Consider the following 22,740-nt stretch of genomic DNA (forward strand, 5'->3'; position numbering starts at 1 on the left):
AATGCATGCCGCGTCAGAAAGCCACCCCCGCCACCCCCGCCGATGACAACATCGACGCTGCAGATGGCCAAAGCGCCCCGAACGGGCGCGCGGGGCGGCGTGCGCGCGGCGCGGCGCAGCCTCCCGCTGAAGAGATCGAAGTTGTCGACGCCTTGATCGACGAGGTGTCGACCTCCGAGCCGGTGGATCTGAACGATTCTTCCGACAATATCGACGAGCCCAGCGAAGACGAGGAAGACTCTGAGGAGACGGAGGAGGCTGCGCCGGAAGAAGACTTCCGCAAGGTGCTGCAGGCCGAACTGGCCGCCGATACCGTTCAGCACTACCTGAATCGCATCAGCATCAAACCGCTGCTGACGCCGGCCGAGGAGTTGCATTTCTCGACGCTGGCCAAGGCGGGCGAATTCACGGCGCGGCAGGTCATGATCGAGCGCAACCTGCGCCTGGTCGTGAGCATCGCGAAGGGCTACCTGAACCGCGGCGTGCCGCTGCTCGATCTCATCGAGGAAGGCAACCTCGGCCTGATGCATGCGATCGAAAAGTTTGATCCGGAGCGCGGGTTCCGCTTCTCGACGTACGCCACGTGGTGGATTCGTCAGAGCATCGAGCGCGCGATCATGAACCAGGCGCGCACGGTCCGTCTGCCGGTCCATGTGATCCGTGAGCTTAACCAGGTGCTGCGCGCCAAGCGCCATCTGGAGAAGAGCGGCGTGGACGGCCGTGATGCGAGCCTTGAAGACATCGCCCATCTGCTCGGCAAGACGACAGAAGAGGTGCAGGACGTGCTCTCGCTCAATGAGCACACGACCTCGCTCGATACGCCGTTCGATCTCGATCCGGGCACCAGCCTGCTCGATTTCCTGTCGGATGAGCATGGCGCTTCGCCGGATCAGGAGGTTGCGCATCGCGAGTTGTCGCAACTGATGAAGTCGTGGTTGGCGCGGCTGTCGGATAAACACCGCTACGTGGTCGAGCGCCGTTTCGGCCTCAACCATATTGAACCTGCCACGCTGGAAGAACTGGCCGCCGAGATGGGCCTGACGCGCGAGCGTGTGCGCCAGATCCAGCAAGAGGCGCTGGTCAAGCTCAAGCGGCATTTCGCCTCGCAGGGCGTGCGCAAGGACGCAGTGCTGTAAAGCGCCGCTGTCTCGCAAGCACGCAATTCCTATCCGTTTCAATCGCGATTGCGCAACTCCAGCAGCATCGGTTGATGGTCTGATGCCTGCGTGGCGCTGTTGACCTCCACGCGCAACACACGCGATTTCAGCGGTTCGCTGATCAGCATGAAGTCGCACGCATAGGCCGCCTCGGACCAGCCGGTGCGGTCGTGCACGCCGAAGGTGGGCGGCTGCGGTGTCGAGCCGTGCGCGATTTCCCATGCATCATGCAGCGGCGGTTCACGCGTGAACGGCACGGTGGCCAGGCGCTTGGGCGTGGAATCCGGTTTGCAGTTGAAATCGCCGCAGATGAGGGTGGCGGTAGTTTGCGTGAGCGGCCGGAACGGGCCCGCTTCGGGCTCGGGGCCGAGCACAGACGGACGGGCTGCGCGGGCGCAGCCTTCTGCGTGAATTGCCCGCAGCGCGTCGATCTGCGCCAGCCGCTGGGTCTCCGAGTAATACTCAAGATGTGTAGTGATGACGCGCAATGGTCCGAACTGCGCCTGTACGATCGCCTCGATCGCCATGCGCGGCATGACGGGCGTGGCATCAGGCGGACAAGGCAGCGCATGGCGCGCGACAGACAGCACGGGCAAGCGCGTGGCGATCGCGTTGCCGAAGCGCTGCACATGTGGCCCGTCATGGCGCTCCAGCGCAAAGCCGCCAATGACGGTGTACTCAACGCCGAGCGTGTCGGCGAGCTCGCCCCATTGATCGATGCCCGGGTGGCCTGGCAGGCTGCCGAAGCCGGAGGTGACCTCCTGCAGGCACAGCACATCGAAATCGGCCATGTCGTGCGCCTCTGCGAGTTGGCGGGCGAGGTCGACACGCCCGTCCGCGCCACGGCCCCACTGGATGTTCCACGTCAGGATGACGGTGCTCATGCGGGTTCTCCGGTGTCTTACAATGCCGCCCTTGTCCCTATTTTCTTCAGGCTCATCCGTGTCTCAAGCTGCACCCCACGTCACGCCGTCGTCTCCTGAATCAGCAACGGCCGCGCCGGCCACGGCGCCGCGCGCTTCGCGCACGAAACCCGAGATGCCCGTGGCCGGCCCGCTGGAGATCCTCTCGCTCGACGGTGAGGCGCGCGGTGTAGGCCGCCTCACGAACGAGGACGGCACGCCTGGCAAAGTCGTCTTTGTGGAAGGCGCGCTGCCGGGCGAACGGGTGACGTATCGCAGCCATCGCGTGAAGCCGTCGTATGAGCAGGCGAGTGTGGTGAATATTCTGCGCCAGTCTGCCTCGCGTGTGACGCCGCAGTGCAAGTTCTTCGGTGTGTGCGGTGGCTGCTCAATGCAGCATCTGGATTCGCGTGCGCAGGTCGCCATCAAGCAGCGTGTGCTGGAAGACGATCTGTGGCACCTGGCCAAGCTGCGGCCGGACGTGGTATTCCGACCCATCGCCGGGCCGGATTGGGGCTACCGTTATCGCGCGCGCCTGACGGTGCGCCACGTGGCGGCCAAGGGCGGCGTGCTGGTGGGTTTTCACGAGCGCAAGAGCAGCTATGTGGCCGACATGACCTCGTGCGAGGTACTGCCGCCGCAGGTGTCTGCGCTGCTGGTGCCGTTGCGTGAACTGGTGGGGCGTCTGTCCATCGTGCAGCGTATGCCACAGATCGAACTGGCGGTCGGGCAGGATGTGACCGCGCTGGTGCTGCGCAACCTGGAGCCGCTCACGCAAGCCGATGAGGCCGAGTTGCGCGCCTTTGCCGATCAGCACGCCGTGCAGTTTTGGCTGCAGCCGAAGGGGCCGGATACGGTGTATCCGTTCTATCCGCTTGATCGTGCACTGACGTACACGCTGCCGGAATTCGGCATCACGATGCCGTTCAAGCCGACGGACTTCACGCAGGTCAATCACCAGATCAACCGTGTGCTGATGTCGCGGGCGCTGAAGTTGCTCGATGCGCAGCCTACGGATCGCTTGCTCGATCTGTTTTGCGGTATCGGCAATTTCACGCTGCCGATGGCCATGCGCGCTCGCGAAGTCATCGGTATCGAGGGCAGCGAGGCGCTGACCACACGTGCACTTGCCAACGCGCAGCACAATGGGCTCGATGCCAAGACAACCTTCGCTTGCCGCAACCTGTTTGAAGTGACGGCCGACGATATCGCTGCGCTGGGGAGATTCGATCGCTGGCTGGTAGATCCGCCGCGCGAAGGGGCGCTGGCCGTTTCCAAGGCGCTGGCCGAGCTGTCGCAACGCGGTGGCGAGGCGGCGGATCTGCTGCCCAAACGCATCGTCTACGTGTCGTGCAACCCGGCTACGCTCGCGCGTGACGCAGGCCTGCTGGTGCACGAAGCCGGTTATCGGCTGGCAGGCGCGGGCGTGGTCAATATGTTCCCGCACACATCGCACGTGGAGTCAATCGCGGTGTTTGAGCACGACTGACAAGCCGTCGCATACGTTATGTGCACAAAGAAAAACCGGCGCACCAGGCGCCGGTTCTTTTCGCTATGCCACGCTGTAGCGTGACGGGCGAGATGCGGGTTCAGTCGCGGCTGCCACCGAAGATCCCCAGGATCGCCAGCAGGTTCGTGAAGATGTTGTACACGTCCAGGTAAATCGCCAGGGTGGCGGTCACGTAGTTGGTCTCGCCGCCGTTCACGATGCGCTGCACGTCAAACAGGATGTAGGCCGAGAAGATCGCGATGGCCAGCACCGAAATCGTGAGCATCATCGCGGGCAGTTGCAGCCAGATATTGGCGACCGAACCCACGATCAGCACCAGCACGCCCATGAACAACCACTTGCCCAGGCCCGAGAAGTCACGCTTGCTGACCGTGGCCACCGTCGCCATCACGCCGAAGATGATCGCCGTGCCGCCAAACGCGGTCATGATGAGCGAGGCGCCGTTCGAGAAGCCGAGGATCGTGCCGATCAGGCGCGACAGCATCAGCCCCATGAAGAAGGTGAAGCCGAGCAGCAGAGCTACGCCCAAGCCGCTGTTCTTGAAGCGCTCTATCGCGTAGAAAAAGCCGAAGGCCACTGCCATGAAGATGACGAAACCCATCAACGGATTGCGTCCCATCAGGTTGAAGCCAGTGGCGACGCCGATCCACGCACCGAGGATGGTGGGGATCATCGAAAGCGCGAGCAGCCAATAAGTATTGCGCAGCACGCGATTGCGGACGGCCAACGCGCCGGCGGTGCCGGAAGCGCCAAAACCGTACGTGTTGAGTTGGTTGTCCATGCGAACTCCTTGGGTAAATGACATTGCAGACAATGCGACGGCGTTCCGAATGTGGCATCCGAGGTGCGCTTTTGCAAGTCGCATCGTCCTTACTTGGAGGGGCAGCATGCCATGCGGTTCCGGCGTCCGGGAGATGATCGGATGGCAAAAGGGCCTTTTGGGGTGACTTTTTGTGCCCCCGGTAAGGCAATTTTAAGACGATTGCATCGCTCACGTGCTGCTCGGCTTGCGGAGTGGTGCCTAAGGCGCTTGCTGTGGCAATCGTGCGGCGGGCGCGGTTGCACCGCTTGACATTCAATCTGGCTGCGCTCCGTGCTAGAATCTAACGTTTATCTTTCACGTAACACCTTCATTTTTTGGAGTTTTTGATGGCGATCGAACGCACCCTGTCGATTATCAAACCGGATGCCGTGGCCAAGAATGTCATCGGCCAGATCTATGCCCGTTTCGAAGGCGCTGGCCTGAAGGTCGTCGCAGCCAAGATGATTCACCTGTCGCGCGCTGAAGCCGAGCAGTTTTACGCCGTGCACAAGGAGCGCCCGTTCTTCAAGGATCTGGTGGACTTCATGATCTCCGGCCCGGTGATGGTGCAGGCGCTGGAAGGCGAGAACGCAATCGCCAAGAACCGTGACCTGATGGGTGCAACCGACCCGAAGAAGGCCGAGAAGGGCACGATCCGTGCTGACTTCGCCGATAGCATCGACGCCAACGCCGTGCACGGTTCGGACGCCGCTGAAACGGCTGCCGTGGAAGTCGCTTTCTTCTTCCCGGGCCTGAACATTTACAGCCGCTAAGCGTCAACACTAGACTGGGATTGGCGGTTTCGGGTTGCTAAACATGAGCGATGTGGTGAATCTCCTCGACTTCGACGCACAGGGTCTCGTCTCGTACTGCGAGAGCCTGGGCGAGAAGTCGTTCCGCGCCAAGCAGTTGCAGCGCTGGATTCACCAGTCGGGCGCGTCCGATTTTGGCGAGATGACCGATCTCGCCAAGTCGCTGCGTGAGAAGCTCGCGACCCGCGCCACCATCCAGGCACCGGCGATCATTTCCGATCACCTCTCGTCGGACGGTACGCGTAAGTGGCTGGTCGACGTGGGGCAGGGCAATGCTGTCGAGACGGTCTACATTCCTGAAGAGACGCGCGGCACGCTGTGCGTGTCGTCTCAGGCGGGATGTGCCGTCAACTGCCGGTTCTGTTCGACCGGCAAGCAAGGGTTCTCGCGCAACCTCACTACGGGCGAGATCATTGGGCAGCTGTGGATGGCCGAATTCGCCATGCGCAAACAACTCGGTCGCGGCCCGAAAGACGATCGTGTCATCACCAACGTGGTGATGATGGGGATGGGCGAGCCGCTGCTGAACTACGATGCTGTGGTGCCGGCTTTGCGCCTGATGCTGGACGACAACGCTTATGGCCTGTCGCGCCGTCGCGTGACGGTGTCCACCTCGGGCGTGGTACCGATGATGGATCGTCTTTCGCACGATCTGCCAGTGGCGCTGGCGGTGTCGCTGCACGCATCCAACGATGCGTTGCGCGATATGCTCGTGCCGTTGAACAAGAAGTACCCGCTGGCCGAATTGATGGCGGCGTGCCGCCGTTATCTGGAATTCGCGCCGCGCGATTTCATCACCTTCGAATACTGCATGCTCGACGGCGTCAACGATTCCGTCGAGCATGCCCGCGAACTGCTGCGCGTCGTGGCCGACGTGCCGTGCAAGTTCAACCTGATCCCCTTCAACCCGTTCCCAGAGTCCGGGCTGAAGCGTTCGAACAACGAGCAGATCCGCCGCTTTTCGCAAGTGCTGCTGGATGCTGGCATCGTCACCACCATCCGTAAGACGCGTGGCGATGATATCGACGCAGCCTGCGGGCAGCTCGCCGGCGAGGTCAAGGATCGTACGCGCCTGGCCGAGCGCGGCAAGTTCGGCAAGATCGTTCCGGTTCCGGTGGTCGGGGCCGATTCCACTCACCGCATGGGTACCGCATGAAGCGTTGGTCGATTGCTGTCAGTCTGGTCTTCACGCTGGCAGCCGCTGGATGCGCATTGCCGCCGCCGGCCCAGACACAAGACGTCAAGACGCCCTCCGATCAGAACGATATCAGTCGGCGAGCCGCAATCCGGCTGCAACTAGCAACGCAATACCTTGAGGCCGGACAGGCGGCCACGGCGCTTGACGAGGTCAAGAACGCCATCGCGATCGATCCTTCGGTGCCGGGCGCCTACCACATCCGTGCTTTGGCCTACATGAGCCTCGGACAGCATGATCTGGCTGACGACAGCTTCCGCCGCGCGCTGGCGGTCACGCCGCAGGATGGCGATCTGCTGAACAACTATGGCTGGTTCCTATGCTCGCAGGGTGGGAAACCCGCAGAGGGCATGGCGATGCTGCGCCGGGCCGTCGATGCACCGGCAGCTGGCAACCCGTCCAAGCCCTGGACCAACCTGGGCGTTTGCCAGATGCGTCAGGGTGATTTGGATGGCGCGGAGAAGAGTCTCACGCGTGCCACGTACATCGACGCCAACAACCCGCTGACCAACGTGACGTTGGCGCAGCTCTATTACAAGCGCCGCGAGTATGCGCGTGCCATGCCGTTCATCGAACGCGTTAATGGCCGCGGCAATCCGACGGCCGAGAGCCTCTGGCTGGGCGCGCGCATCGCGCGCCGCCTCGGCGATGTCTCGCAACAGAATGCATGGAGTGCGCAACTGCAGCGCCGTTTCCCCAATGCGCCCGAAGAGGCGGCTTTCGAACGAGGAGCATGGGATGACTGACCGCGACGTGGCAAGTGCTGTGGACCTTTCCCAAGGTGCATCGTCTGCCTCGAATTCGCCCACCGCAGCATCGCCGGAACGGGACGACGCACTCCGTGAGATAGCCGAACGCCTGAGCGCCGGCCGCGAGCGCCAGCGCCTGACGATCGAAGACCTGGCCACGCGCCTGAAGGTTGCGCCGGCCAAGTTGTTGGCGGTGGAATCCGCCGACGTTAGCGCGTTGCCGGATATGGCGTTCATCAAGGGGCTGATCCGGGCGTATGCCCGTGCTCTGCAGGTCGATGTCGATGACCAGCTCGCCCGTCTGAATGCGCGCACGCAGGTCACCACCATCGGTTTGCGGCCCGAGGGCGGGTTGGGGGAATCGTTCTCCGACAAGCCGAGCTTTGCCAAGCGTCGCGGAGGTAACCGCTGGCTCATCGGCGTGCTGGTGGCGCTGGTTGTAGCCGGCGGTGTGCTGGCCGGCATGGACCGTCTGAAGCAGTGGCTGGCCACGCAGACGGCCGCCACGCAAACCGCCGAGTCTGCTGTGAAAGAAGCGGCTCCCGTCGAACAACCAGCACCGACCGAGGCAACCCCGGCTCCTGCGCCAGCGCATATCGAAACACCGGCCGCGTCGCTGCCGACACCGCTGAATCCTGCGCAGCCGACTGCACCAGCTTCTGGCGTGGTGACCGCACCACTGGCGCCGCCGCCGTTGCCGCGTTCCGACAGTGGTGCCGCGCCGGCTCCTGCAGCGGTTGACGTGAAGCCTGCCGTCGTCAACGTTGGCGTTCCGGCCAGCGCCGCTGCCAAACCGACCGAATCTGCTGCGGGCAACGGCTCGGTTTCTGTGCGCTTCTCTGGGACGTCCTGGTACGAGATCAAGGACAAGTCCGGCAAGACACTCGCCAGCGGTATCTCCAAGGAGGGCGAAGCGCGTGACCTGACCGGCACGCCGCCGTTCAAGGTCGTCTTCGGTAACGCCGAGGCAGTCGAGTCCCTGGCCGTGGGTGGCGTGTCCGTAGACCTCCAGAAGTACGCCCGCAACCGCGTGGCGCGGGCCACGTTGCCCTGAACCGTTTTGTTGAATGGCGTGGCGCCTGACTGAGCGCGGCGCCTTGCCTGATCATGGAAACCTCCACGTCTTTCGATTGCGCGCCCGCTTTGCCCGGCCCACTGCCGCGCCGGAACTCGCGCTCGGCCCAGGTCCGCTGGGGCGAGCGCGTTGTGCACGTGGGCGGCGATGCGCCAGTCTGCGTGCAGTCGATGACGAACACCGACACCTCGGACGCCATCGGCACGGCCATCCAGGTGAAGGAATTGGCGCGTGCCGGCTCCGAACTCGTGCGTATCACGGTCGATACACCGGCGGCCGCCGCCGCTGTGCCGGCTATCCGCGAGCAGCTCGACCGCATGGGCGTGGATGTGCCACTGGTCGGTGATTTCCACTACAACGGCCACAAGCTGTTGCAGGACTATCCAGCGTGCGCGCAGGCGCTGTCCAAGTACCGCATCAACCCCGGCAACGTGGGGCAGGGTGCCAAGCGCGACACGCAGTTCGCGCAGATGATCGAGATCGCCTGCCGCTACGACAAGCCGGTACGTATCGGTGTCAATTGGGGCAGCCTGGAGCAGGAGCTGCTTGCCCGCATCATGGACGAGAACGCGCAGCGCGCGACGCCGTGGGATGCGCGCACTGTGATGGTCGAGGCGCTGATCACGTCGGCCATTCAATCTGCGCAGAAGGCTGAGGAACTCGGCTTGTCAGGCAACCAGATCATTCTGTCGTGCAAGGTTTCGGCGGTACAGGATTTGATCGCGGTGTACCGCGAGCTGGCACGTCGGTGCGACTACGCGCTGCACCTGGGCCTGACCGAGGCTGGCATGGGCAGCAAGGGCATCGTTGCTTCCACTGCGGCGCTGTCGGTGCTGCTGCAGGAAGGCATCGGGGATACCATCCGCATCTCGCTGACGCCGGAACCGGGCGCGCCGCGCGAGAAGGAAGTCATCGTTGCGCAAGAGATTTTGCAGACCATGGGCCTGCGCAATTTCACGCCGATGGTCATCGCGTGCCCTGGCTGCGGGCGCACGACCAGCACGGTGTTCCAGGAACTGGCTGCGCGCATCCAGTCTTACCTGCGCGAGCAGATGCCGACGTGGAAAGCGACATACCCCGGCGTCGAAGAGATGAACGTAGCCGTCATGGGCTGCATCGTCAACGGGCCAGGCGAGAGCAAGCACGCCAATATCGGTATCTCGCTGCCGGGCACGGGCGAATCGCCGGCGGCGCCGGTGTTCGTCGACGGCGTCAAAGTGAAGACGCTGCGCGGTGAGCGCATCGCCGAGGAATTCCAAACGATCGTCGACGAGTACGTGCGCACGCATTACGGTGCGCAGACCGAGGCGGCGGCATAAGGCTTCACAGCAAGAAGCGACAAGCCGGTCAGCGTGCAGTACGGCCGGCTTTTAACGTGAAATCATGAGCGATACCAAACAACAACGCGTGCAGAAAATTGCTGGCGTCAAGGGCATGAACGACCTGCTGCCCAGCGATGCCCCGCTGTGGGAGCACTTCGACAACGCCGTGCGTAGCATGCTACGCGCTTACGGCTACCAGCAGATCCGCACGCCGATCGTCGAGCAGACGCAGCTGTTCGTGCGCGGCATTGGCGAAGTGACGGACATCGTCGAGAAGGAGATGTACTCCTTTACCGACGCCCTGAACGGCGAGCAACTGACCATGCGCCCGGAAGGCACTGCCGCCGCTGTGCGCGCTGTGATCGAGCACAACCTGCTGTACGACGGTCCGAAGCGCTTGTGGTACACCGGCCCGATGTTCCGCCACGAGCGCCCGCAGCGCGGTCGCTATCGCCAGTTCCATCAGGTGGGCGTGGAAGCGCTGGGCTTTGCCGGCCCGGACATCGACGCGGAAGTCATCCTGATGTGCCAGCGCCTGTGGGACGACCTCGGCCTCGTCGGCCTGAAGCTGGAACTGAACTCGCTCGGTCAGGCAGAGGAGCGCGCCGCGCACCGTGCTGACCTGATCAAGTACCTGGAAGGCTTCCAGGACATCCTGGACGAAGACGGCAAGCGTCGCCTCTACACCAACCCGCTGCGCGTGCTTGACACCAAGAACCCGGCGCTGCAGGAGATGGCCTCCGGCGCGCCCAAGCTGATCGACTATCTGGGCGACGAATCGCGCGCGCACTTCGAAGGCGTGCAGAAGCTGCTCAAGGCCAACAACATTCCGTTCACGATCAACCCGCGCCTGGTGCGCGGGCTGGATTACTACAACCTGACCGTGTTCGAGTGGACAACCGATAAACTCGGCGCGCAGGGCACGGTGGCCGGTGGCGGCCGCTACGACCCGCTGATCGAGCAGATCGGCGGCAAGCCGGCGCCCGCATGCGGCTGGGCGATGGGCGTGGAACGCATCATCGAACTGCTGCGCGAAGAGAAGCTGGAGCCCGAGGCGCAAGGCTGCGACGTCTACATCGTCCACCAGGGCGACGAGGCGCAGGTGCAAGCGCTGGTTGCCGCCGAGCGCCTGCGCGATGCCGGCCTCGACGTCATCCTCCACGCCTCGGCGGAAGGGCGCAACGGCAGCTTCAAGTCGCAGTTCAAGCGCGCCGACGCGAGTGGTGCATCCTATGCGGTTATCATTGGCGACGATGAAGTCGCCCAAGGCGTGGCGCAGATCAAGCCGCTGCGTGGCGATCCGGCAGCGGACGCTCAGCAGACCGTGCCGTCCGACCAACTCGTGGACCGCCTGATCGACGCCATGGTGGCAAGCAGCGACTGACCTCGGCGACTCACTTCCAATACTCAAGCTCTGCAAAGCATGGCCTACGATCTCGAAGAACAGGAACAACTGGAGAGCCTCAAGCACTGGTGGCGCGACAACGGCAACGTGGTGACGTGGATCGCCATCGTGGTGCTGCTGGCCGTGGCAGCGTGGTTCGGCTGGAAGAACTGGCAGCGCAAGCAGGCGGGCGAGGCGTCCGTACTGTACGAGCAGGTGGAAAAGGCCGTCGACAGCAAGGACGCCGGGAAGATCAAGCGAGCCGCCACCGACATGGAAGACAAGTTCGGCGGTACGCCCTATGCGCAGATGGCCGCGCTGGCCGCCGCAAAGGCTCTGTATGAGGCCAATGATGCCGCTGGCGCCAAGGCACAGTTGCAATGGGCCGTCGACCATGCGCGCGATGATGAATACAAGGCGCTGGCCAAGCTCCGCCTGGCCGGCCTGCTGCTCGACGAGAAAGCCTACGATCAGGGCCTCGCGCTAGTCTCCGGCGACGTCGCGCCGGCTTTCGCAGCGCTGTATGCCGACCGCCGCGGCGACCTGCTCGCCGCGCAAAACAAGACCGAAGACGCCCGCGCCGCCTACAAGCTGGCGCTGGAGAAATTCGGTCCGGCCGACGGTTCGGCCCGTCAGATCGTGCAGTTCAAGCTGGATGCCCTGGGCGGCGCCTGATCGGCGTAGCTTGCGCGCAATTCAACGGATAACAAAAGGATCTCGATTTCATGATTCACGCACTTGAGCAGGGTGGTGTCGCGCGCGGTGGTGTCGTATATGCGGCGCGTGTGGCGGTGCTGGCGCTGGCGGCGACGGCTGCCCTGGGTGGCTTGGGTGGTTGCTCGCTGTTCGGCAGCAAGACCAAGCATGAGCCGGCCAAGCTGCAGGACGTCCAGCAGGCGCTGGCCGTGAGCCAGGCGTGGAGCGTGAGCGTCGGCAAGAGCGGCAGCTACGTGATGCAGCCGGCGGTGGCGGGCAACAACGTCTACGTATCGGCGGCGGGCGGTACCGTGACCGCGCTGGAAGGCGCGACCGGCCGCACAGTATGGCAGGGCAAGGCCGATGTCGACCTGACTTCCGGCCCGGGCAGCGATGGCACGCTCACGGCCGTGGCCGGCGAGAAGGGCTCGATCGTCGCGTTTGACGAGAAGGGCACGCAGAAGTGGAAGACCGCCGTCAACGGCGAGATCCTGACGGCGCCGCTGGTCGGTCAGGGCCTGGTGATCGTGCGCACGACCGATGGCCGCGTCCTCGGCCTGGATGGCAGCAATGGTGATCGCAAGTGGATCTATCAGCGTTCGCCGTCGGCGCTGAACCTGCGCAGTAGCCTGCCGATGGTCTTCGCCGGCGACAACGTCATTCTTGGCTTCGCCGGCGGCAAGCTGGGTGCGCTGGCTACCAGCAATGGCGGGCTGCGTTGGGAAGCTGCCGTATCGTATCCGCGTGGCGTGTCGGAAATCGAACGTCTGAACGACGTGACCGGCGCGCCGTCGATCGATGGTCAGCAGGTCTGTGCAGCAAGCTTCCAGGGCCGTGTGGCGTGCTTCGATATCAGCACCGGCGCGCCGCGCTGGGGCCGCGACTTTTCCTCGCCGACCGGTGTGACGCAGGAAGATGGCGCGTTGTTCGCCGCCGACGAGAAGTCGGTGGTCTATGGCTTCAATGCGCAGAACGGCGCTGACCTGTGGAAGAACGATGCGCTGCTGTGGCGTGACCTGGGTGCACCGCTGGCGTTTGGCCGCGCGGTCATCGTCGGTGATTCCGAAGGCTGGCTGCACTTCCTGTCGCGCGACGACGGCAAGTTCGTCGCCCGCGTGAAAACAGACGGCAGCGCCATCAGCGCAGCGCCGGTCGTGGTCGGCCAGACGCTCATCGTGCAGACGCGAGGTGGCGGCGTCTACGGCTACGTGCCCAAGTAATACCCGCCGCCGCGTGCGATGATGCAGCGGCGGCAAACGGATCCAATGAGGCGGCAGCGTCGCCTCGGACCTGCGCCCGCGTACCCCGCGGGCGTCTTGCATCTGTACGGTGGGCGTGCGGGTGCCAACTGCAGTTGCAACAACCGGAATTTGTCGTGGCGCCATTCGCGCACGACACACAAGCATGAAACCAGTCATTGCCCTCGTGGGGCGGCCGAATGTCGGCAAATCGACCCTGTTCAACCGCCTGACGCGCTCGCGTGACGCGCTCGTCGCGGACATGCCGGGCCTGACGCGCGACCGCCACTATGGCGAGGGCCGCGTCGGCGAGCGCCCTTTCATCGCCATTGACACCGGCGGTTTCGAGCCCGTCGCCAAGGAAGGCATCGTCGCCGAGATGGCTAAGCAGACACGCCAGGCCGTGGTCGAGGCCGACGTGGTCATCTTCCTCGTCGATGGTCGTCTGGGCCTGGCGCCGCAGGACCGCGTGATCGCCGATTACCTGCGCAAGACGGGGCGTCGCATCCTCCTGGCTGTGAACAAGGCTGAGGGCATGAAGTACACCGCCGTGGCGACGGACTTCTACGAACTCGGCCTGGGCGATCCGCGCGCCATTTCGTCGGCGCATGGCGATGGTGTGCGCGACCTCGTGGACGAGGCGCTGGACCTGGCGTTTGCCGAGCGCCCAGAACTAGCCGAGGCAGCCGATGCACATGACCACGGCACGCGCATTGCCATCGTCGGTCGCCCGAACGTGGGCAAGTCGACGCTGGTGAATGCATTGATCGGCGAAGAACGCGTGATTGCGTTTGACATGCCGGGCACCACGCGCGATTCCATCTACGTGGATTTCGAGCGCAACGGCAAGCCCTATACGCTCATCGACACGGCCGGCCTGCGCAAGCGCGGCAAGGTGTTCGAGGCGATCGAGAAGTTCTCGGTGGTCAAGACACTGCAGTCGATTGCGGATGCCAATGTGGTCGTGCTGCTGCTCGACGCGCAGCAGGATATTTCCGACCAGGATGCGCATATCGCCGGGTTCATCGTCGAATCGGGCCGTGCGCTGGTGATCGGCGTGAACAAGTGGGATGGCCTGTCAGGCCACGCGCGCGACCGCATCAAGCACGATCTGGAGCGCAAGCTGCAGTTCCTGTCGTTCGCCAACGTGCACTACATCTCGGCCAAGGAAAAGACCGGTATCGGCGCGCTGATGAAGTCGGTGGACGATGCCTACGCTGCCGCCATGGTCAAGCTGCCGACGCCCAAGCTCACCCGCGTGCTGCAGGAGGCCGTCGAGTTCCAGCAGCCGCGTCGCGCGGGCGTTTCACGCCCCAAGCTGCGTTATGCGCACCAAGGTGGTTCCAACCCGCCGATCGTGGTGATCCACGGCAACGCACTGTCGAACATTCCCGAGACCTACCGCCGCTTCCTGGAAGGGCGTTTCCGCGATGCCTTCCAACTGAAGGGCACCCCGTTGCGGATCGAATTTCGTACGAACAAAAACCCGTACGCCCAATCCAAGGAATGAGCGTTGCGCAAGCCGCGCTCAACCGTGGGAGCGGGTGACGCGGGGCAACCGAACGGGGGATCACCAGAAGGCTGAGCTAGCCATTTCGTATGGCGATGCCAGCAAAGTTTTCCGTTTGCTTTCCCGGATTTCTAAGGCTAAATTCACGAAACGTGGCGCCTCGTGCGCCATTGGTGTCGTTTGGACCGATCTGGCCGACTCTTTTGACGAACTTTTTTTGCGTCGCCTGCTTGAACTTGGGCTTCCCAGCCCCATAACCCATCACTAAACCTATAAATCTGGAGTGTGCCATGAGCAACAAAGGGCAATTGCTACAAGACCCGTTTCTGAATGCGCTGCGTAAGGAGCATGTGCCGGTGTCGATCTACCTCGTCAACGGCATCAAGCTGCAAGGCAATATCGAGTCGTTCGACCAGTACGTCGTGCTTCTGCGCAACACCGTCACGCAGATGGTGTACAAGCACGCAATCTCCACCGTGGTACCGGCCCGTGCCGTGAATTTCCGCGTGGACGAAGCGTCCGACGCCTGATTCTGCCCCGCTCCCGCCGCCGGCCGCGCGGCGGGACGCATCCCACCCCCGTTTTTCCCCTCTCTTATTTCCCCCGCTTGGCATCTCATCCCACCTCCAGCTCGGAGCCGACGCGCGCTATTCTGGTCGCTGTCGATTTCGGTAAACACGATTTCCAGGAAAGTCTGAGTGAACTGGCGCTGCTGGCCTCCACGGCCGGCTCCGATCCGGTGCGCGCCGTCACGGGCAAACGCTCCCGGCCGGATGCGGCACTGTTTATCGGCGCCGGCAAGGCGGAGGAGGTAAAGATCGCTGCGGACGAGGACGACGCCGAGATCGTCATCTTCAACCACGCCCTGAGCCCGGCGCAGCAGCGCAATCTTGAGCGCTTCTTCGGCCGCCATGTGGTGGATCGGACCGGTCTCATCCTCGATATCTTCAGCCAGCGCGCGCAAAGCCACGTCGGCAAGGTGCAGGTGGAACTGGCGCGCGTGCGCTACCAGGCCTCGCGGCTGGTGCGGGCGTGGAGCCATTTGGAACGTCAGAAGGGCGGGATCGGCATGCGTGGCGGCCCGGGTGAGCGCCAGCTCGAACTGGACCGCCGGATGCTCGACGAGCGCGCCAAGCGTCTGTCGGCTGAGCTCGACAAGCTGCAGCGCCAGCACGACACCCAACGCCGCGCGCGCAACCGCAACGACGCGTTCTCCGTTTCGCTCGTCGGCTATACCAACGCTGGCAAGTCGACGCTGTTCAACGCGCTGACCAAGGCGCGCGCCTACGCCGCCAACCAGTTGTTCGCCACGCTGGATACGACCTCTCGCCGGCTGTACCTGGAGGGGTTGGGTAACGTGGTGCTGTCGGATACCGTCGGCTTCATCCGCGATCTGCCGACGCAACTGGTGGCTGCGTTCCGCGCCACGCTGGAAGAAACCGTGCACGCCGATGTACTGCTGCACGTGGTGGATGCAGCCAGCACGGTCAAGCACGAGCAGATGGAGCAGGTCGACCGCGTGCTCGAAGAGATCGACGCCAGCGGCATTCCGCAGATCCTCGTGATGAACAAGATCGACGCGGCCGAGGAGCTGCGCGCCCAAGGACCTCGCATTGAGCGCGATGAGACCGGCGCCGTGCGGCGCGTGTTCGTTTCCGCCATTGAAGGGGCCGGGCTGGATCTGCTGCGCGAAGCCCTGGTCGAAACGGCCACGCGCTTGCGCGAACACCCGGCACGACACGACGGGGAGTTCGACCCGCGCTTCGATACCCGCCGCGATCACACGCCGGTGCAACGCGACGAACTGTCGCAAAGCTTGCCGAGTGGTGGCGCTTCCGCCAAAGGTGACGGAGAGGGCTGATAGAATCCTCCGTTACTCCTTTTGCAGCCAGACAATCAGGACAAGCCCAACCGCTCATGCCCGAGATTTCGACCCAGTCTTCTTCCATGGCCTCGCACCGTCCGGCGCGGGGCTTGTGGCACCGCTTGCGTGTGCTGCTTTCACTGAACGATCCGCGCTGGGGTCGCGGCGATGACAACAACGCCGAGCGCGAAAACACGGATGAGCCGAAGCGCCAAAGCAAGCCGCCCCAGGACGGTCCGCCCGACCTCGACGAGCTGTGGCGCGACTTCAACCGCCGCTTGAACAACCTGTTCGGCCGCAAGGAAGGTGGCAACGGCAATGGCGGCCCCACGCCACTGCGTCCGGGTAGTCGCGGTGGTTCCGGCCTGGGCGTCGGCGTGCTGCTGGGCGTGCTGGCGGTCCTGTGGCTGGGCAGTGGCTTCTTCATCGTGCAGGAAGGCCAGACCGGCGTGATCCTGCAGTTCGGCCGCTTCAAATACCTGGCGACGCCGGGTATCAACTGGCGCCTGCCATATCCGATTGAATCGCACGAGATCGTCAACCTGTCCGGAGTGCGCACGCTTGAGATCGGCCGCACCACGCAGATCAAGGATACGAACCTGAAGGATTCGTCGATGCTCACGCAGGACGAGAACATCGTCGACGTGCGTTTCTCGGTCCAGTACAACATCGACGATCCGTTCAAGTATTTGTTCTTCAACCGCACGGACCGTGGCGGCGACGAAGAACTCGTGACGCAGGCCGCCGAGACTTCGGTGCGCGAGATCGTCGGTCGCAACAAGATGGACTCCGTGCTGTACGAGGGACGCGATGCGGTTGGTCGCAATCTGGCCGAATCGATCCAGCGCATCCTGACGGCGTACAACACCGGCATCCGTATCCTCAGCGTGAACGTCCAGAGCGTGCAGCCGCCTGAGCAGGTGCAGGCGGCGTTCGACGACGTGACCAAGGCCGGTCAGGACCGTGAACGCGCCATCTCCGAAGGCCAGGCTTATGCCAACGACGTGGTGCCGCGCGCCAAGGGCACGGCCGCGCGCCTGGCCGAAGAGGCGCAGGGCTACAAGGCCCGCGTGACGGCGCGTGCAGAAGGCGACGCCGCGCGCTTTGCCTCTGTACAGCGCGAATACGCCAAGGCACCGCAGGTCACGCGCGACCGTATCTATCTGGAGACCATGCAGGACATCTACGCCAACGCGACCAAGGTGATGGTCGATCAGAGCAATGGCAGCCTGCTGTATCTGCCGCTGGACAAACTGATCTCGCAGGCGCAGGGCGACACGTCACGTCCGACGTCCACGCCCGGCGCTTCACCGCAGGACAGCGGTTCAGCGCAAGGCGTGCCCACGCCCTCCAACCCGTCGTCGATGAGTGACGCCGACTCGCGTTCGCGCGAGGCGCTGCGCAACCGCGAGCGCGATTCCCGCTAAGAGGAGGGCATATGAATCGTCTGATTTCTGCCCTCGTGGCACTGGTGATTGCCCTGGCGGTATTCTCGTCGGTGGTGTTCGTGGTGGACCAGCGGCAGTACGCTGTCGTGTTCGCCTTTGGTGAGATCAAGCAGGTCATCAAGGAGCCGGGGCTGCACTTTAAGCTGCCGCCGCCGCTGCAGAACGTGGTCTTCATGGACAAGCGCCTGCAGACCATCGACGTGGCCGGCGCCGACCGCTTCATCACGGCCGAGAAGAAGAACCTGCTGGTCGACTGGTTTGTGAAGTGGCGGGTTGCCGATCCGCGCTTGTTCTATGTGAGCTTCAAGGGCGACAATCGCCTCGCGCAGGACAGCATGACGCAGAAGATCAACTCTATCGCCCGCGATGAGTTCGCGCGCCGCACGGTTGCCGACGTGGTCTCTACCGACCGCGAGGCGGTCATGCAGAGCATCCTCAAGGGCGTGCAGGAGTACGGCAAATCGGTTGGCGTGGACATCATCGACGTGCGCCTGAAGCGCGTCGACCTGTTGGCCAGCGTGACCGAATCGGTGTACCGCCGCATGGAGGCCGAGCGTAAGCGCGTGGCCAATGAGCTGCGCTCGACCGGCGCCGCCGAGGGTGAGAAGATCCGTGCCGACGCCGACCGTCAGCGCGAAGTCGTGCTGGCCGACGCCTATCGAGATGCCCAGAAGATCAAGGGTGAGGGCGATGCCCGCGCCGCCGATATCTATGCCGATGCGTTTGGCCGCGATCCGCAGTTCGCTGCGTTCTGGCGCAGCATGGAGGCGTACCGCGCATCATTCCGCGATCGCAAGGATGTGATGGTATTGCAGCCGAACAGCGATTTCTTCAAGTACATGCGTAGCGCGAACGGTGGCGGCGGCTCGGTGCCAGCGCCGGCTACCCAGACGGGACGCCATCGCTAGTACAATGCGTCGCTGATCGACGCTGTTGACCAATTGAGGGCGGACAGACCCCGGCTTGCCGGGGTTTTGTTCGTTCGCCCACTGCCATCCCATGGAAGAGTCACTCCCCACCGTTTTGCTGGCCGCCTGCGCGCTGGTGCTCGTATTCGAGGGCATTCTGCCGTTCGTTGCCCCGCAGGCCTGGCGCCGTGCCTTCCAGACGCTGACCGAACTGCCCGACGAGAAGCTGCGCGTGATCGGCTTGGTATCGATGGCGGCAGGGCTGATCCTGCTGCGCCTGCTGCATCACTGACCCGCCGAGCCACTTTTCCCGCATTTTCCGAATTTCTGCCGACCCTCGATTTCTGACCGAGACCGCCATGCCGACCAACTGGCTGCTGCCTGAATCCATTGCCGACGTGCTGCCCTCCGAGGCGCGCAAGATTGAAGAGTTGCGCCGCCGCATGCTCGACCTGTTCCGCACCTACGGCTATGAACTGGTCATGCCGCCGATGCTGGAATACATCGAGTCGCTGCTCTCCGGCACCGGGCATGACCTGGACCTGAAGACCTTCAAGCTGGTCGACCAGCTCTCTGGCCGCACTATCGGTCTGCGCGCCGACATCACGCCGCAGGTCGCCCGCATCGATGCCCATCTGCTCAACCGCGCCGGCGTGACGCGCCTGTGTTACGCGGGTTCGGTGCTGCACACGCGGCCGAGCGGCTTCCATGTCACTCGGGAGCCGCTGCAGATCGGTGCCGAAATCTATGGCCATGCTGGTCTGGAGGCCGATCTGGAAATCCAGGACCTGATGCTGGCTGCGCTGTCGGCCGCCGGGCTTGCGGATGTGCGCCTGGATCTGTGCCACGTCGGCGTGCTGGCTGCGCTGCTGGAGCAGTCGCCGGTTGCGTTGAGCGCGCAGGATGACCTCTTCACGGCGCTGGCCTCGAAGGATGTCCCGGCGCTGCGCGCCACCACGGCCGATCTGCCTGCCGCCCAGCGCGATGCGATCAACCTGCTGCCGTCGTTGTACGGCGGCGTCGATGTGCTGGCGCAAGCGCGTGCCCGGTTGCCGGCGTTGCCCGCTATCGGCCGTGCGCTGGACGATCTCGCCGCGCTGGCCCAGCAAGCCGTCGGCGCGACGGTCAACATCGATCTGGCCGACCTGCGCGGCTACCATTACCACAGCGGCGTGATGTTCGCGGCCTACGTGGCGGGCGTGCCCAATGCAGTGGCGCGCGGCGGTCGATATGACAAGGTTGGTGAGGCGTTCGGCCGCGCACGCCCGGCCACCGGCTTTTCGCTCGATCTGCGCGAAGTCGCGGGCATTTCACCGGTGGAAGCGCGCGCCGCTGCCATCCGCGCCCCGTGGTCGGGCGACGCCAAGCTGCGCGAGGCGATTGCCGCCCTGCGTGCCTCGGGCGAGATTGTGATCCGGTCGCTACCAGGCCACCCCGAAGATCTGGAGGAATTCGCCTACGACCGCCAGCTCGTGGAAGAGGGCGGCCGCTGGATCGTCGAGCCGCGCAAGGCTTCGGCCTGAGCGTGTTGCATAACGTTCTGTTAACGCCCGGCAATTTCGGGGAAGCCCCGACAACAAGGGTAGAATACGTTTTTAACCCATCTGCAAATTCAACATGTCCGCACCAGCAGTGAGCCAAGGACGCAATGTCGTCGTCATCGGCACCCAGTGGGGTGACGAAGGTAAAGGGAAAATCGTCGATTGGCTGACCGATCATGCGCAAGGCGTGGTTCGTTTCCAGGGCGGACATAACGCAGGTCACACCCTCATTATCGGCGGCAAGAAGACGATCCTGCGTCTGATCCCGTCGGGCATCATGCGCGACGGCGTGGCGTGCTACATCGGCAATGGTGTGGTGCTTTCGCCCGAGGCGCTGTTCAAGGAAATCGACGAGTTGGAATCGGCCGGCGTGCAGGTCAAGAACCGTCTGCACATCTCGGAAGCGGCCACGCTGATCCTCCCGTACCACGTCGCCATCGACAAGGCGCGCGAGATCAAGCGCGGTGCCGCCAAGATCGGCACCACTGGCCGCGGCATCGGCCCGGCCTACGAAGACAAGGTCGCCCGTCGTGCGCTGCGCGTGCAGGATCTGTTCGACCCGGCGTACTTTGCCGAGCGCCTGCGCGAGAGTCTGGACTTCCACAACTTCGTCCTGACGCAATACCTGAACCACCCGGCGCTGGATTTCCAGCGGACGCTGGACGAGATGCTGCCGTATGGCGAGCGCCTCGCGCCGATGGTGACGGATGTGTCGGCCGAACTGTTCGCCGCCAACGCCGCCGGTAAGAACCTGATGTTTGAAGGCGCGCAGGGCACGCTGCTGGACATCGACCACGGTACCTATCCGTTCGTCACGTCGAGCAATTGCGTGGCTGGCAACGCTGCAGCCGGTGCGGGCGTGGGCCCGGGCCAACTGCATTACATCCTGGGCATTACCAAGGCGTACTGCACGCGCGTGGGCTCCGGCCCGTTCCCGAGCGAGTTGTACGATGCCGACAACCCTGCTCGCCAAGACCCGACCGGTGTACGCCTGGCCAACGTCGGCAAGGAATTCGGCTCGGTTACGGGGCGTCCGCGCCGTACCGGCTGGCTGGATGCCGCAGCCCTGCGCCGCGCGATCCAGATCAACGGCGTGTCGGGCCTGTGCATCACCAAGCTCGACGTGCTCGACGGCCTGGAAACCATCAAGCTGTGTGTCGGCTACATGCTCGACGGCAAGGAAGTCGACATCCTGCCGCGTGGCTCTGGCGCCGTGGCGCGCTGCCAGCCGATCTACGAAGAATTCCCGGGCTGGAACACATCTACCTTTGGCCTGAAGGAATGGAATGCGCTGCCCGAGACCGCGCAAGCCTATCTGAAGCGCGTGGAAGAAGTCGCTGGCATTCCGATCGCCATGATTTCGACCGGCCCGGACCGCGACGAGACGATCCTGCTGCGTCATCCGTACAAGGATTGATGCGCGCTGTCCGCGCTGTTTGCTTGCTCGCCCGGTGATTCGCCGGGCGAATTTGCATTGGGCGGCGCGCTTTCACCGAGCACATAAAACACGACAGCGGCAACTCTCGCCGCATTCACGATCAAGAAGAGGAACACCATGAACCAGCCGATTAACGATGACTCGCACCTGTGGGTGTCCTGGGATGAATACCACGGCCTGATCGAGCGCCTGGCGCTGGTTGTGCACGAGTCGGGCTGGAAGTTTGACAAGATCCTGTGCCTGGCGCGCGGTGGCCTGCGCGTGGGCGATCAGCTCTCGCGCATCTACGATCTGCCGCTCGCCATCCTGGCCACCAGCAGCTATCGCGAGGCCGCCGGCACGCAGCAGGGCGACCTCGACATCGCCCAGTACATCACCATGACGCGCGGTGAGCTGACGGGGCGCGTGCTGCTGGTCGACGATCTGGTTGACTCGGGCGTTACGCTGGAGCGCGTGGGGCGCCATCTGAAGGAGCGCTATCCTGCAGTCACCGACGTGCGTACGGCCGTGCTGTGGCATAAGGCGTGTTCGAAGATCAAGCCGGACTACGCTGTGCAGTTTCTGCCGACCAACCCGTGGATTCACCAGCCGTTCGAGGAATACGACACGCTGCGCCCGCACAACCTGGCGGCGTGGATCAAGCGTGGCAAGGCGCGTCCGGTCGGCAATGGCGAGGCTCCGGCGGTTTGATTCGCGGTTTGTTTGTGGATGGATTGCATCGAAGCAAGAGGGCGGTGGCATGTGCAGCTTGCGCCGTGCGTGCCACTTGGGTAACCTCACGTCACGGGCCGCAACTCGGGCCCGAAACCCGCGTACGGATTGGCTTTGCGGCTAGCCTGCGCGGATGATCGAAGCGCGGCGCGTCTTGATGGGCGTGTCGGGCGTCGAACCCACCCAGTGCCTGGGATGCGTGAGCCGGTGATCCTGGCCCGGCCCTGGCGCGATAGCCAAGACACAATGCCTGTCGTCCTTCGCGGAATGCCGCGTCAGCAACTGATCAACAATTCGATCGCGGAAAAGAAAAACGGCGCAACTTGCGTTGCGCCGTTCCTAAACTCTGGTGCCCAGGAGAGGACTCGAACCTCCACGGAGTTACCCGCTAGTACCTGAAACTAGTGCGTCTACCAATTCCGCCACCTGGGCAGGTGTGCGTGTACCGAAGCTGTAATTATTACGGGTTCCAGCGAAT

The 22,740-nt window shown here is 63.7% G+C and carries 21 protein-coding genes and 1 tRNA gene; 19 read left to right on the plus strand and 3 right to left on the minus strand.

All coding sequences use genetic code 11. From position 1 onward, the window contains the following. Nucleotides 1-5 precede the first annotated feature (5 nt). A complete protein-coding gene (gene rpoS, locus B4F51_RS09640) occupies nt 6-1,136 on the plus strand; it encodes an RNA polymerase sigma factor RpoS (protein ID WP_296225030.1) in 1,131 nt (376 codons plus the stop codon). 38 nt (nt 1,137-1,174) lie between these two features. Here the strand turns inward: rpoS and B4F51_RS09645 are convergent, their stop codons facing one another. Continuing rightward, complete coding sequence (locus B4F51_RS09645; protein ID WP_296225031.1) at nt 1,175-2,041, minus strand: endonuclease/exonuclease/phosphatase family protein; 867 nt, start codon at nt 2,039-2,041, stop codon at nt 1,175-1,177. 154 nt (nt 2,042-2,195) lie between these two features. Here B4F51_RS09645 and rlmD point away from each other — a divergent pair, with 154 nt between their 5' ends. Then, nucleotides 2,196-3,548, plus strand: coding sequence for a 23S rRNA (uracil(1939)-C(5))-methyltransferase RlmD (rlmD, locus tag B4F51_RS09650; RefSeq protein WP_296225345.1), 1,353 nt, complete (start codon nt 2,196-2,198; stop codon nt 3,546-3,548). 100 nt (nt 3,549-3,648) lie between these two features. On the opposite strand, the gene B4F51_RS09655 is transcribed toward rlmD, so the two are convergent. Beyond that, complete coding sequence (locus B4F51_RS09655) at nt 3,649-4,350, minus strand: Bax inhibitor-1/YccA family protein (RefSeq protein WP_296225032.1); 702 nt, start codon at nt 4,348-4,350, stop codon at nt 3,649-3,651. A gap of 368 nt (nt 4,351-4,718) precedes the next feature. Here B4F51_RS09655 and ndk point away from each other — a divergent pair, with 368 nt between their 5' ends. From ndk to B4F51_RS09740, 17 genes are all read left to right on the plus strand, one after another. Then, nucleotides 4,719-5,144 (plus strand): nucleoside-diphosphate kinase, encoded by a 426-nt coding sequence (gene ndk, locus B4F51_RS09660; protein ID WP_199031140.1) that lies wholly within the window; start codon nt 4,719-4,721, stop codon nt 5,142-5,144. Nucleotides 5,145-5,187: 43 nt separating this feature from the next. Then, nucleotides 5,188-6,339 carry a 23S rRNA (adenine(2503)-C(2))-methyltransferase RlmN gene (gene rlmN / locus B4F51_RS09665; RefSeq protein WP_296225033.1) on the plus strand — a complete coding sequence of 384 codons (1,152 nt, stop codon included), beginning with the start codon at nt 5,188-5,190 and terminating at the stop codon, nt 6,337-6,339. Further along, nucleotides 6,336-7,124 carry a type IV pilus biogenesis/stability protein PilW gene (gene pilW / locus B4F51_RS09670; RefSeq protein ID WP_296225034.1) on the plus strand — a complete coding sequence of 263 codons (789 nt, stop codon included), beginning with the start codon at nt 6,336-6,338 and terminating at the stop codon, nt 7,122-7,124. Before rlmN ends, pilW begins: the two co-directional genes overlap by 4 nt. After that, nucleotides 7,117-8,181 carry a RodZ domain-containing protein gene (locus B4F51_RS09675; protein WP_296225035.1) on the plus strand — a complete coding sequence of 355 codons (1,065 nt, stop codon included), beginning with the start codon at nt 7,117-7,119 and terminating at the stop codon, nt 8,179-8,181. Before pilW ends, B4F51_RS09675 begins: the two co-directional genes overlap by 8 nt. A 53-nt stretch (nt 8,182-8,234) precedes the next feature. Next, the gene (gene ispG, locus B4F51_RS09680; protein ID WP_296225036.1) at nt 8,235-9,521 is read left to right on the plus strand and encodes a flavodoxin-dependent (E)-4-hydroxy-3-methylbut-2-enyl-diphosphate synthase; all 1,287 of its coding nucleotides are present in this window, start codon (nt 8,235-8,237) and stop codon (nt 9,519-9,521) included. A 64-nt stretch (nt 9,522-9,585) separates the two neighbouring features. Beyond that, on the plus strand, nt 9,586-10,908 hold the full coding sequence (hisS, locus tag B4F51_RS09685; protein ID WP_296225037.1) for a histidine--tRNA ligase: 1,323 nt from the start codon (nt 9,586-9,588) through the stop codon (nt 10,906-10,908). Between the two features lie 39 nt (nt 10,909-10,947). Beyond that, complete coding sequence (locus B4F51_RS09690; RefSeq protein ID WP_296225038.1) at nt 10,948-11,583, plus strand: YfgM family protein; 636 nt, start codon at nt 10,948-10,950, stop codon at nt 11,581-11,583. 50 nt (nt 11,584-11,633) lie between these two features. Further along, nucleotides 11,634-12,824: an outer membrane protein assembly factor BamB gene (bamB, locus tag B4F51_RS09695; RefSeq protein ID WP_296225039.1), complete on the plus strand. Its 1,191-nt coding sequence runs from the start codon at nt 11,634-11,636 to the stop codon at nt 12,822-12,824. Between the two features lie 184 nt (nt 12,825-13,008). Further along, nucleotides 13,009-14,352, plus strand: a complete 1,344-nt coding sequence (gene der, locus B4F51_RS09700; RefSeq protein WP_296225040.1) for a ribosome biogenesis GTPase Der — start codon at nt 13,009-13,011, stop codon at nt 14,350-14,352. A 290-nt stretch (nt 14,353-14,642) separates the two neighbouring features. Beyond that, nucleotides 14,643-14,882: an RNA chaperone Hfq gene (gene hfq, locus B4F51_RS09705; protein WP_003263868.1), complete on the plus strand. Its 240-nt coding sequence runs from the start codon at nt 14,643-14,645 to the stop codon at nt 14,880-14,882. Nucleotides 14,883-14,959: 77 nt separating this feature from the next. Then, nucleotides 14,960-16,213 (plus strand): GTPase HflX, encoded by a 1,254-nt coding sequence (gene hflX, locus B4F51_RS09710; protein ID WP_296225041.1) that lies wholly within the window; start codon nt 14,960-14,962, stop codon nt 16,211-16,213. A 56-nt stretch (nt 16,214-16,269) separates the two neighbouring features. Continuing rightward, nucleotides 16,270-17,643: an FtsH protease activity modulator HflK gene (gene hflK, locus B4F51_RS09715; RefSeq protein ID WP_296225042.1), complete on the plus strand. Its 1,374-nt coding sequence runs from the start codon at nt 16,270-16,272 to the stop codon at nt 17,641-17,643. Between the two features lie 11 nt (nt 17,644-17,654). Beyond that, a complete protein-coding gene (gene hflC / locus B4F51_RS09720) occupies nt 17,655-18,572 on the plus strand; it encodes a protease modulator HflC (protein ID WP_296225043.1) in 918 nt (305 codons plus the stop codon). A gap of 91 nt (nt 18,573-18,663) precedes the next feature. After that, on the plus strand, nt 18,664-18,864 hold the full coding sequence (locus B4F51_RS09725; protein WP_296225044.1) for a DUF2065 domain-containing protein: 201 nt from the start codon (nt 18,664-18,666) through the stop codon (nt 18,862-18,864). A gap of 67 nt (nt 18,865-18,931) precedes the next feature. Next, nucleotides 18,932-20,095: an ATP phosphoribosyltransferase regulatory subunit gene (locus B4F51_RS09730; protein ID WP_296225045.1), complete on the plus strand. Its 1,164-nt coding sequence runs from the start codon at nt 18,932-18,934 to the stop codon at nt 20,093-20,095. 94 nt (nt 20,096-20,189) lie between these two features. Then, entirely contained in the window at nt 20,190-21,530 is a 1,341-nt protein-coding gene (locus B4F51_RS09735; RefSeq protein WP_296225046.1) for an adenylosuccinate synthase, read from the plus strand. A 138-nt stretch (nt 21,531-21,668) separates the two neighbouring features. Further along, entirely contained in the window at nt 21,669-22,241 is a 573-nt protein-coding gene (locus B4F51_RS09740) for a phosphoribosyltransferase (protein ID WP_296225047.1), read from the plus strand. Nucleotides 22,242-22,609: 368 nt separating this feature from the next. On the opposite strand, the gene B4F51_RS09745 is transcribed toward B4F51_RS09740, so the two are convergent. Then, a tRNA-Leu gene (locus B4F51_RS09745) sits at nt 22,610-22,694 on the minus strand. Nucleotides 22,695-22,740 lie beyond the last annotated feature (46 nt).

The organism is Ralstonia sp. UBA689 (genome assembly GCF_002298975.1).
Classification (GTDB): domain Bacteria; phylum Pseudomonadota; class Gammaproteobacteria; order Burkholderiales; family Burkholderiaceae; genus Ralstonia.

Coding starts and splice junctions, on each gene's coding strand:
- ispG (WP_296225036.1), top strand. CDS start 8,235: ATGGAAACCTCCACGTCTTTCGATTGCGCGCCCGCTTTGCCCGGCCCA.
- B4F51_RS09690 (WP_296225038.1), top strand. CDS start 10,948: ATGGCCTACGATCTCGAAGAACAGGAACAACTGGAGAGCCTCAAGCAC.
- B4F51_RS09730 (WP_296225045.1), top strand. CDS start 18,932: ATGCCGACCAACTGGCTGCTGCCTGAATCCATTGCCGACGTGCTGCCC.
- pilW (WP_296225034.1), top strand. CDS start 6,336: ATGAAGCGTTGGTCGATTGCTGTCAGTCTGGTCTTCACGCTGGCAGCC.
- bamB (WP_296225039.1), top strand. CDS start 11,634: ATGATTCACGCACTTGAGCAGGGTGGTGTCGCGCGCGGTGGTGTCGTA.
- hisS (WP_296225037.1), top strand. CDS start 9,586: ATGAGCGATACCAAACAACAACGCGTGCAGAAAATTGCTGGCGTCAAG.
- hflK (WP_296225042.1), top strand. CDS start 16,270: ATGCCCGAGATTTCGACCCAGTCTTCTTCCATGGCCTCGCACCGTCCG.
- B4F51_RS09740 (WP_296225047.1), top strand. CDS start 21,669: ATGAACCAGCCGATTAACGATGACTCGCACCTGTGGGTGTCCTGGGAT.
- rpoS (WP_296225030.1), top strand. CDS start 6: ATGCCGCGTCAGAAAGCCACCCCCGCCACCCCCGCCGATGACAACATC.
- B4F51_RS09675 (WP_296225035.1), top strand. CDS start 7,117: ATGACTGACCGCGACGTGGCAAGTGCTGTGGACCTTTCCCAAGGTGCA.
- hfq (WP_003263868.1), top strand. CDS start 14,643: ATGAGCAACAAAGGGCAATTGCTACAAGACCCGTTTCTGAATGCGCTG.
- ndk (WP_199031140.1), top strand. CDS start 4,719: ATGGCGATCGAACGCACCCTGTCGATTATCAAACCGGATGCCGTGGCC.
- B4F51_RS09725 (WP_296225044.1), top strand. CDS start 18,664: ATGGAAGAGTCACTCCCCACCGTTTTGCTGGCCGCCTGCGCGCTGGTG.
- rlmN (WP_296225033.1), top strand. CDS start 5,188: ATGAGCGATGTGGTGAATCTCCTCGACTTCGACGCACAGGGTCTCGTC.
- hflC (WP_296225043.1), top strand. CDS start 17,655: ATGAATCGTCTGATTTCTGCCCTCGTGGCACTGGTGATTGCCCTGGCG.
- der (WP_296225040.1), top strand. CDS start 13,009: ATGAAACCAGTCATTGCCCTCGTGGGGCGGCCGAATGTCGGCAAATCG.
- B4F51_RS09735 (WP_296225046.1), top strand. CDS start 20,190: ATGTCCGCACCAGCAGTGAGCCAAGGACGCAATGTCGTCGTCATCGGC.
- rlmD (WP_296225345.1), top strand. CDS start 2,196: ATGCCCGTGGCCGGCCCGCTGGAGATCCTCTCGCTCGACGGTGAGGCG.
- B4F51_RS09655 (WP_296225032.1), bottom strand. CDS start 4,350: ATGGACAACCAACTCAACACGTACGGTTTTGGCGCTTCCGGCACCGCC.
- B4F51_RS09645 (WP_296225031.1), bottom strand. CDS start 2,041: ATGAGCACCGTCATCCTGACGTGGAACATCCAGTGGGGCCGTGGCGCG.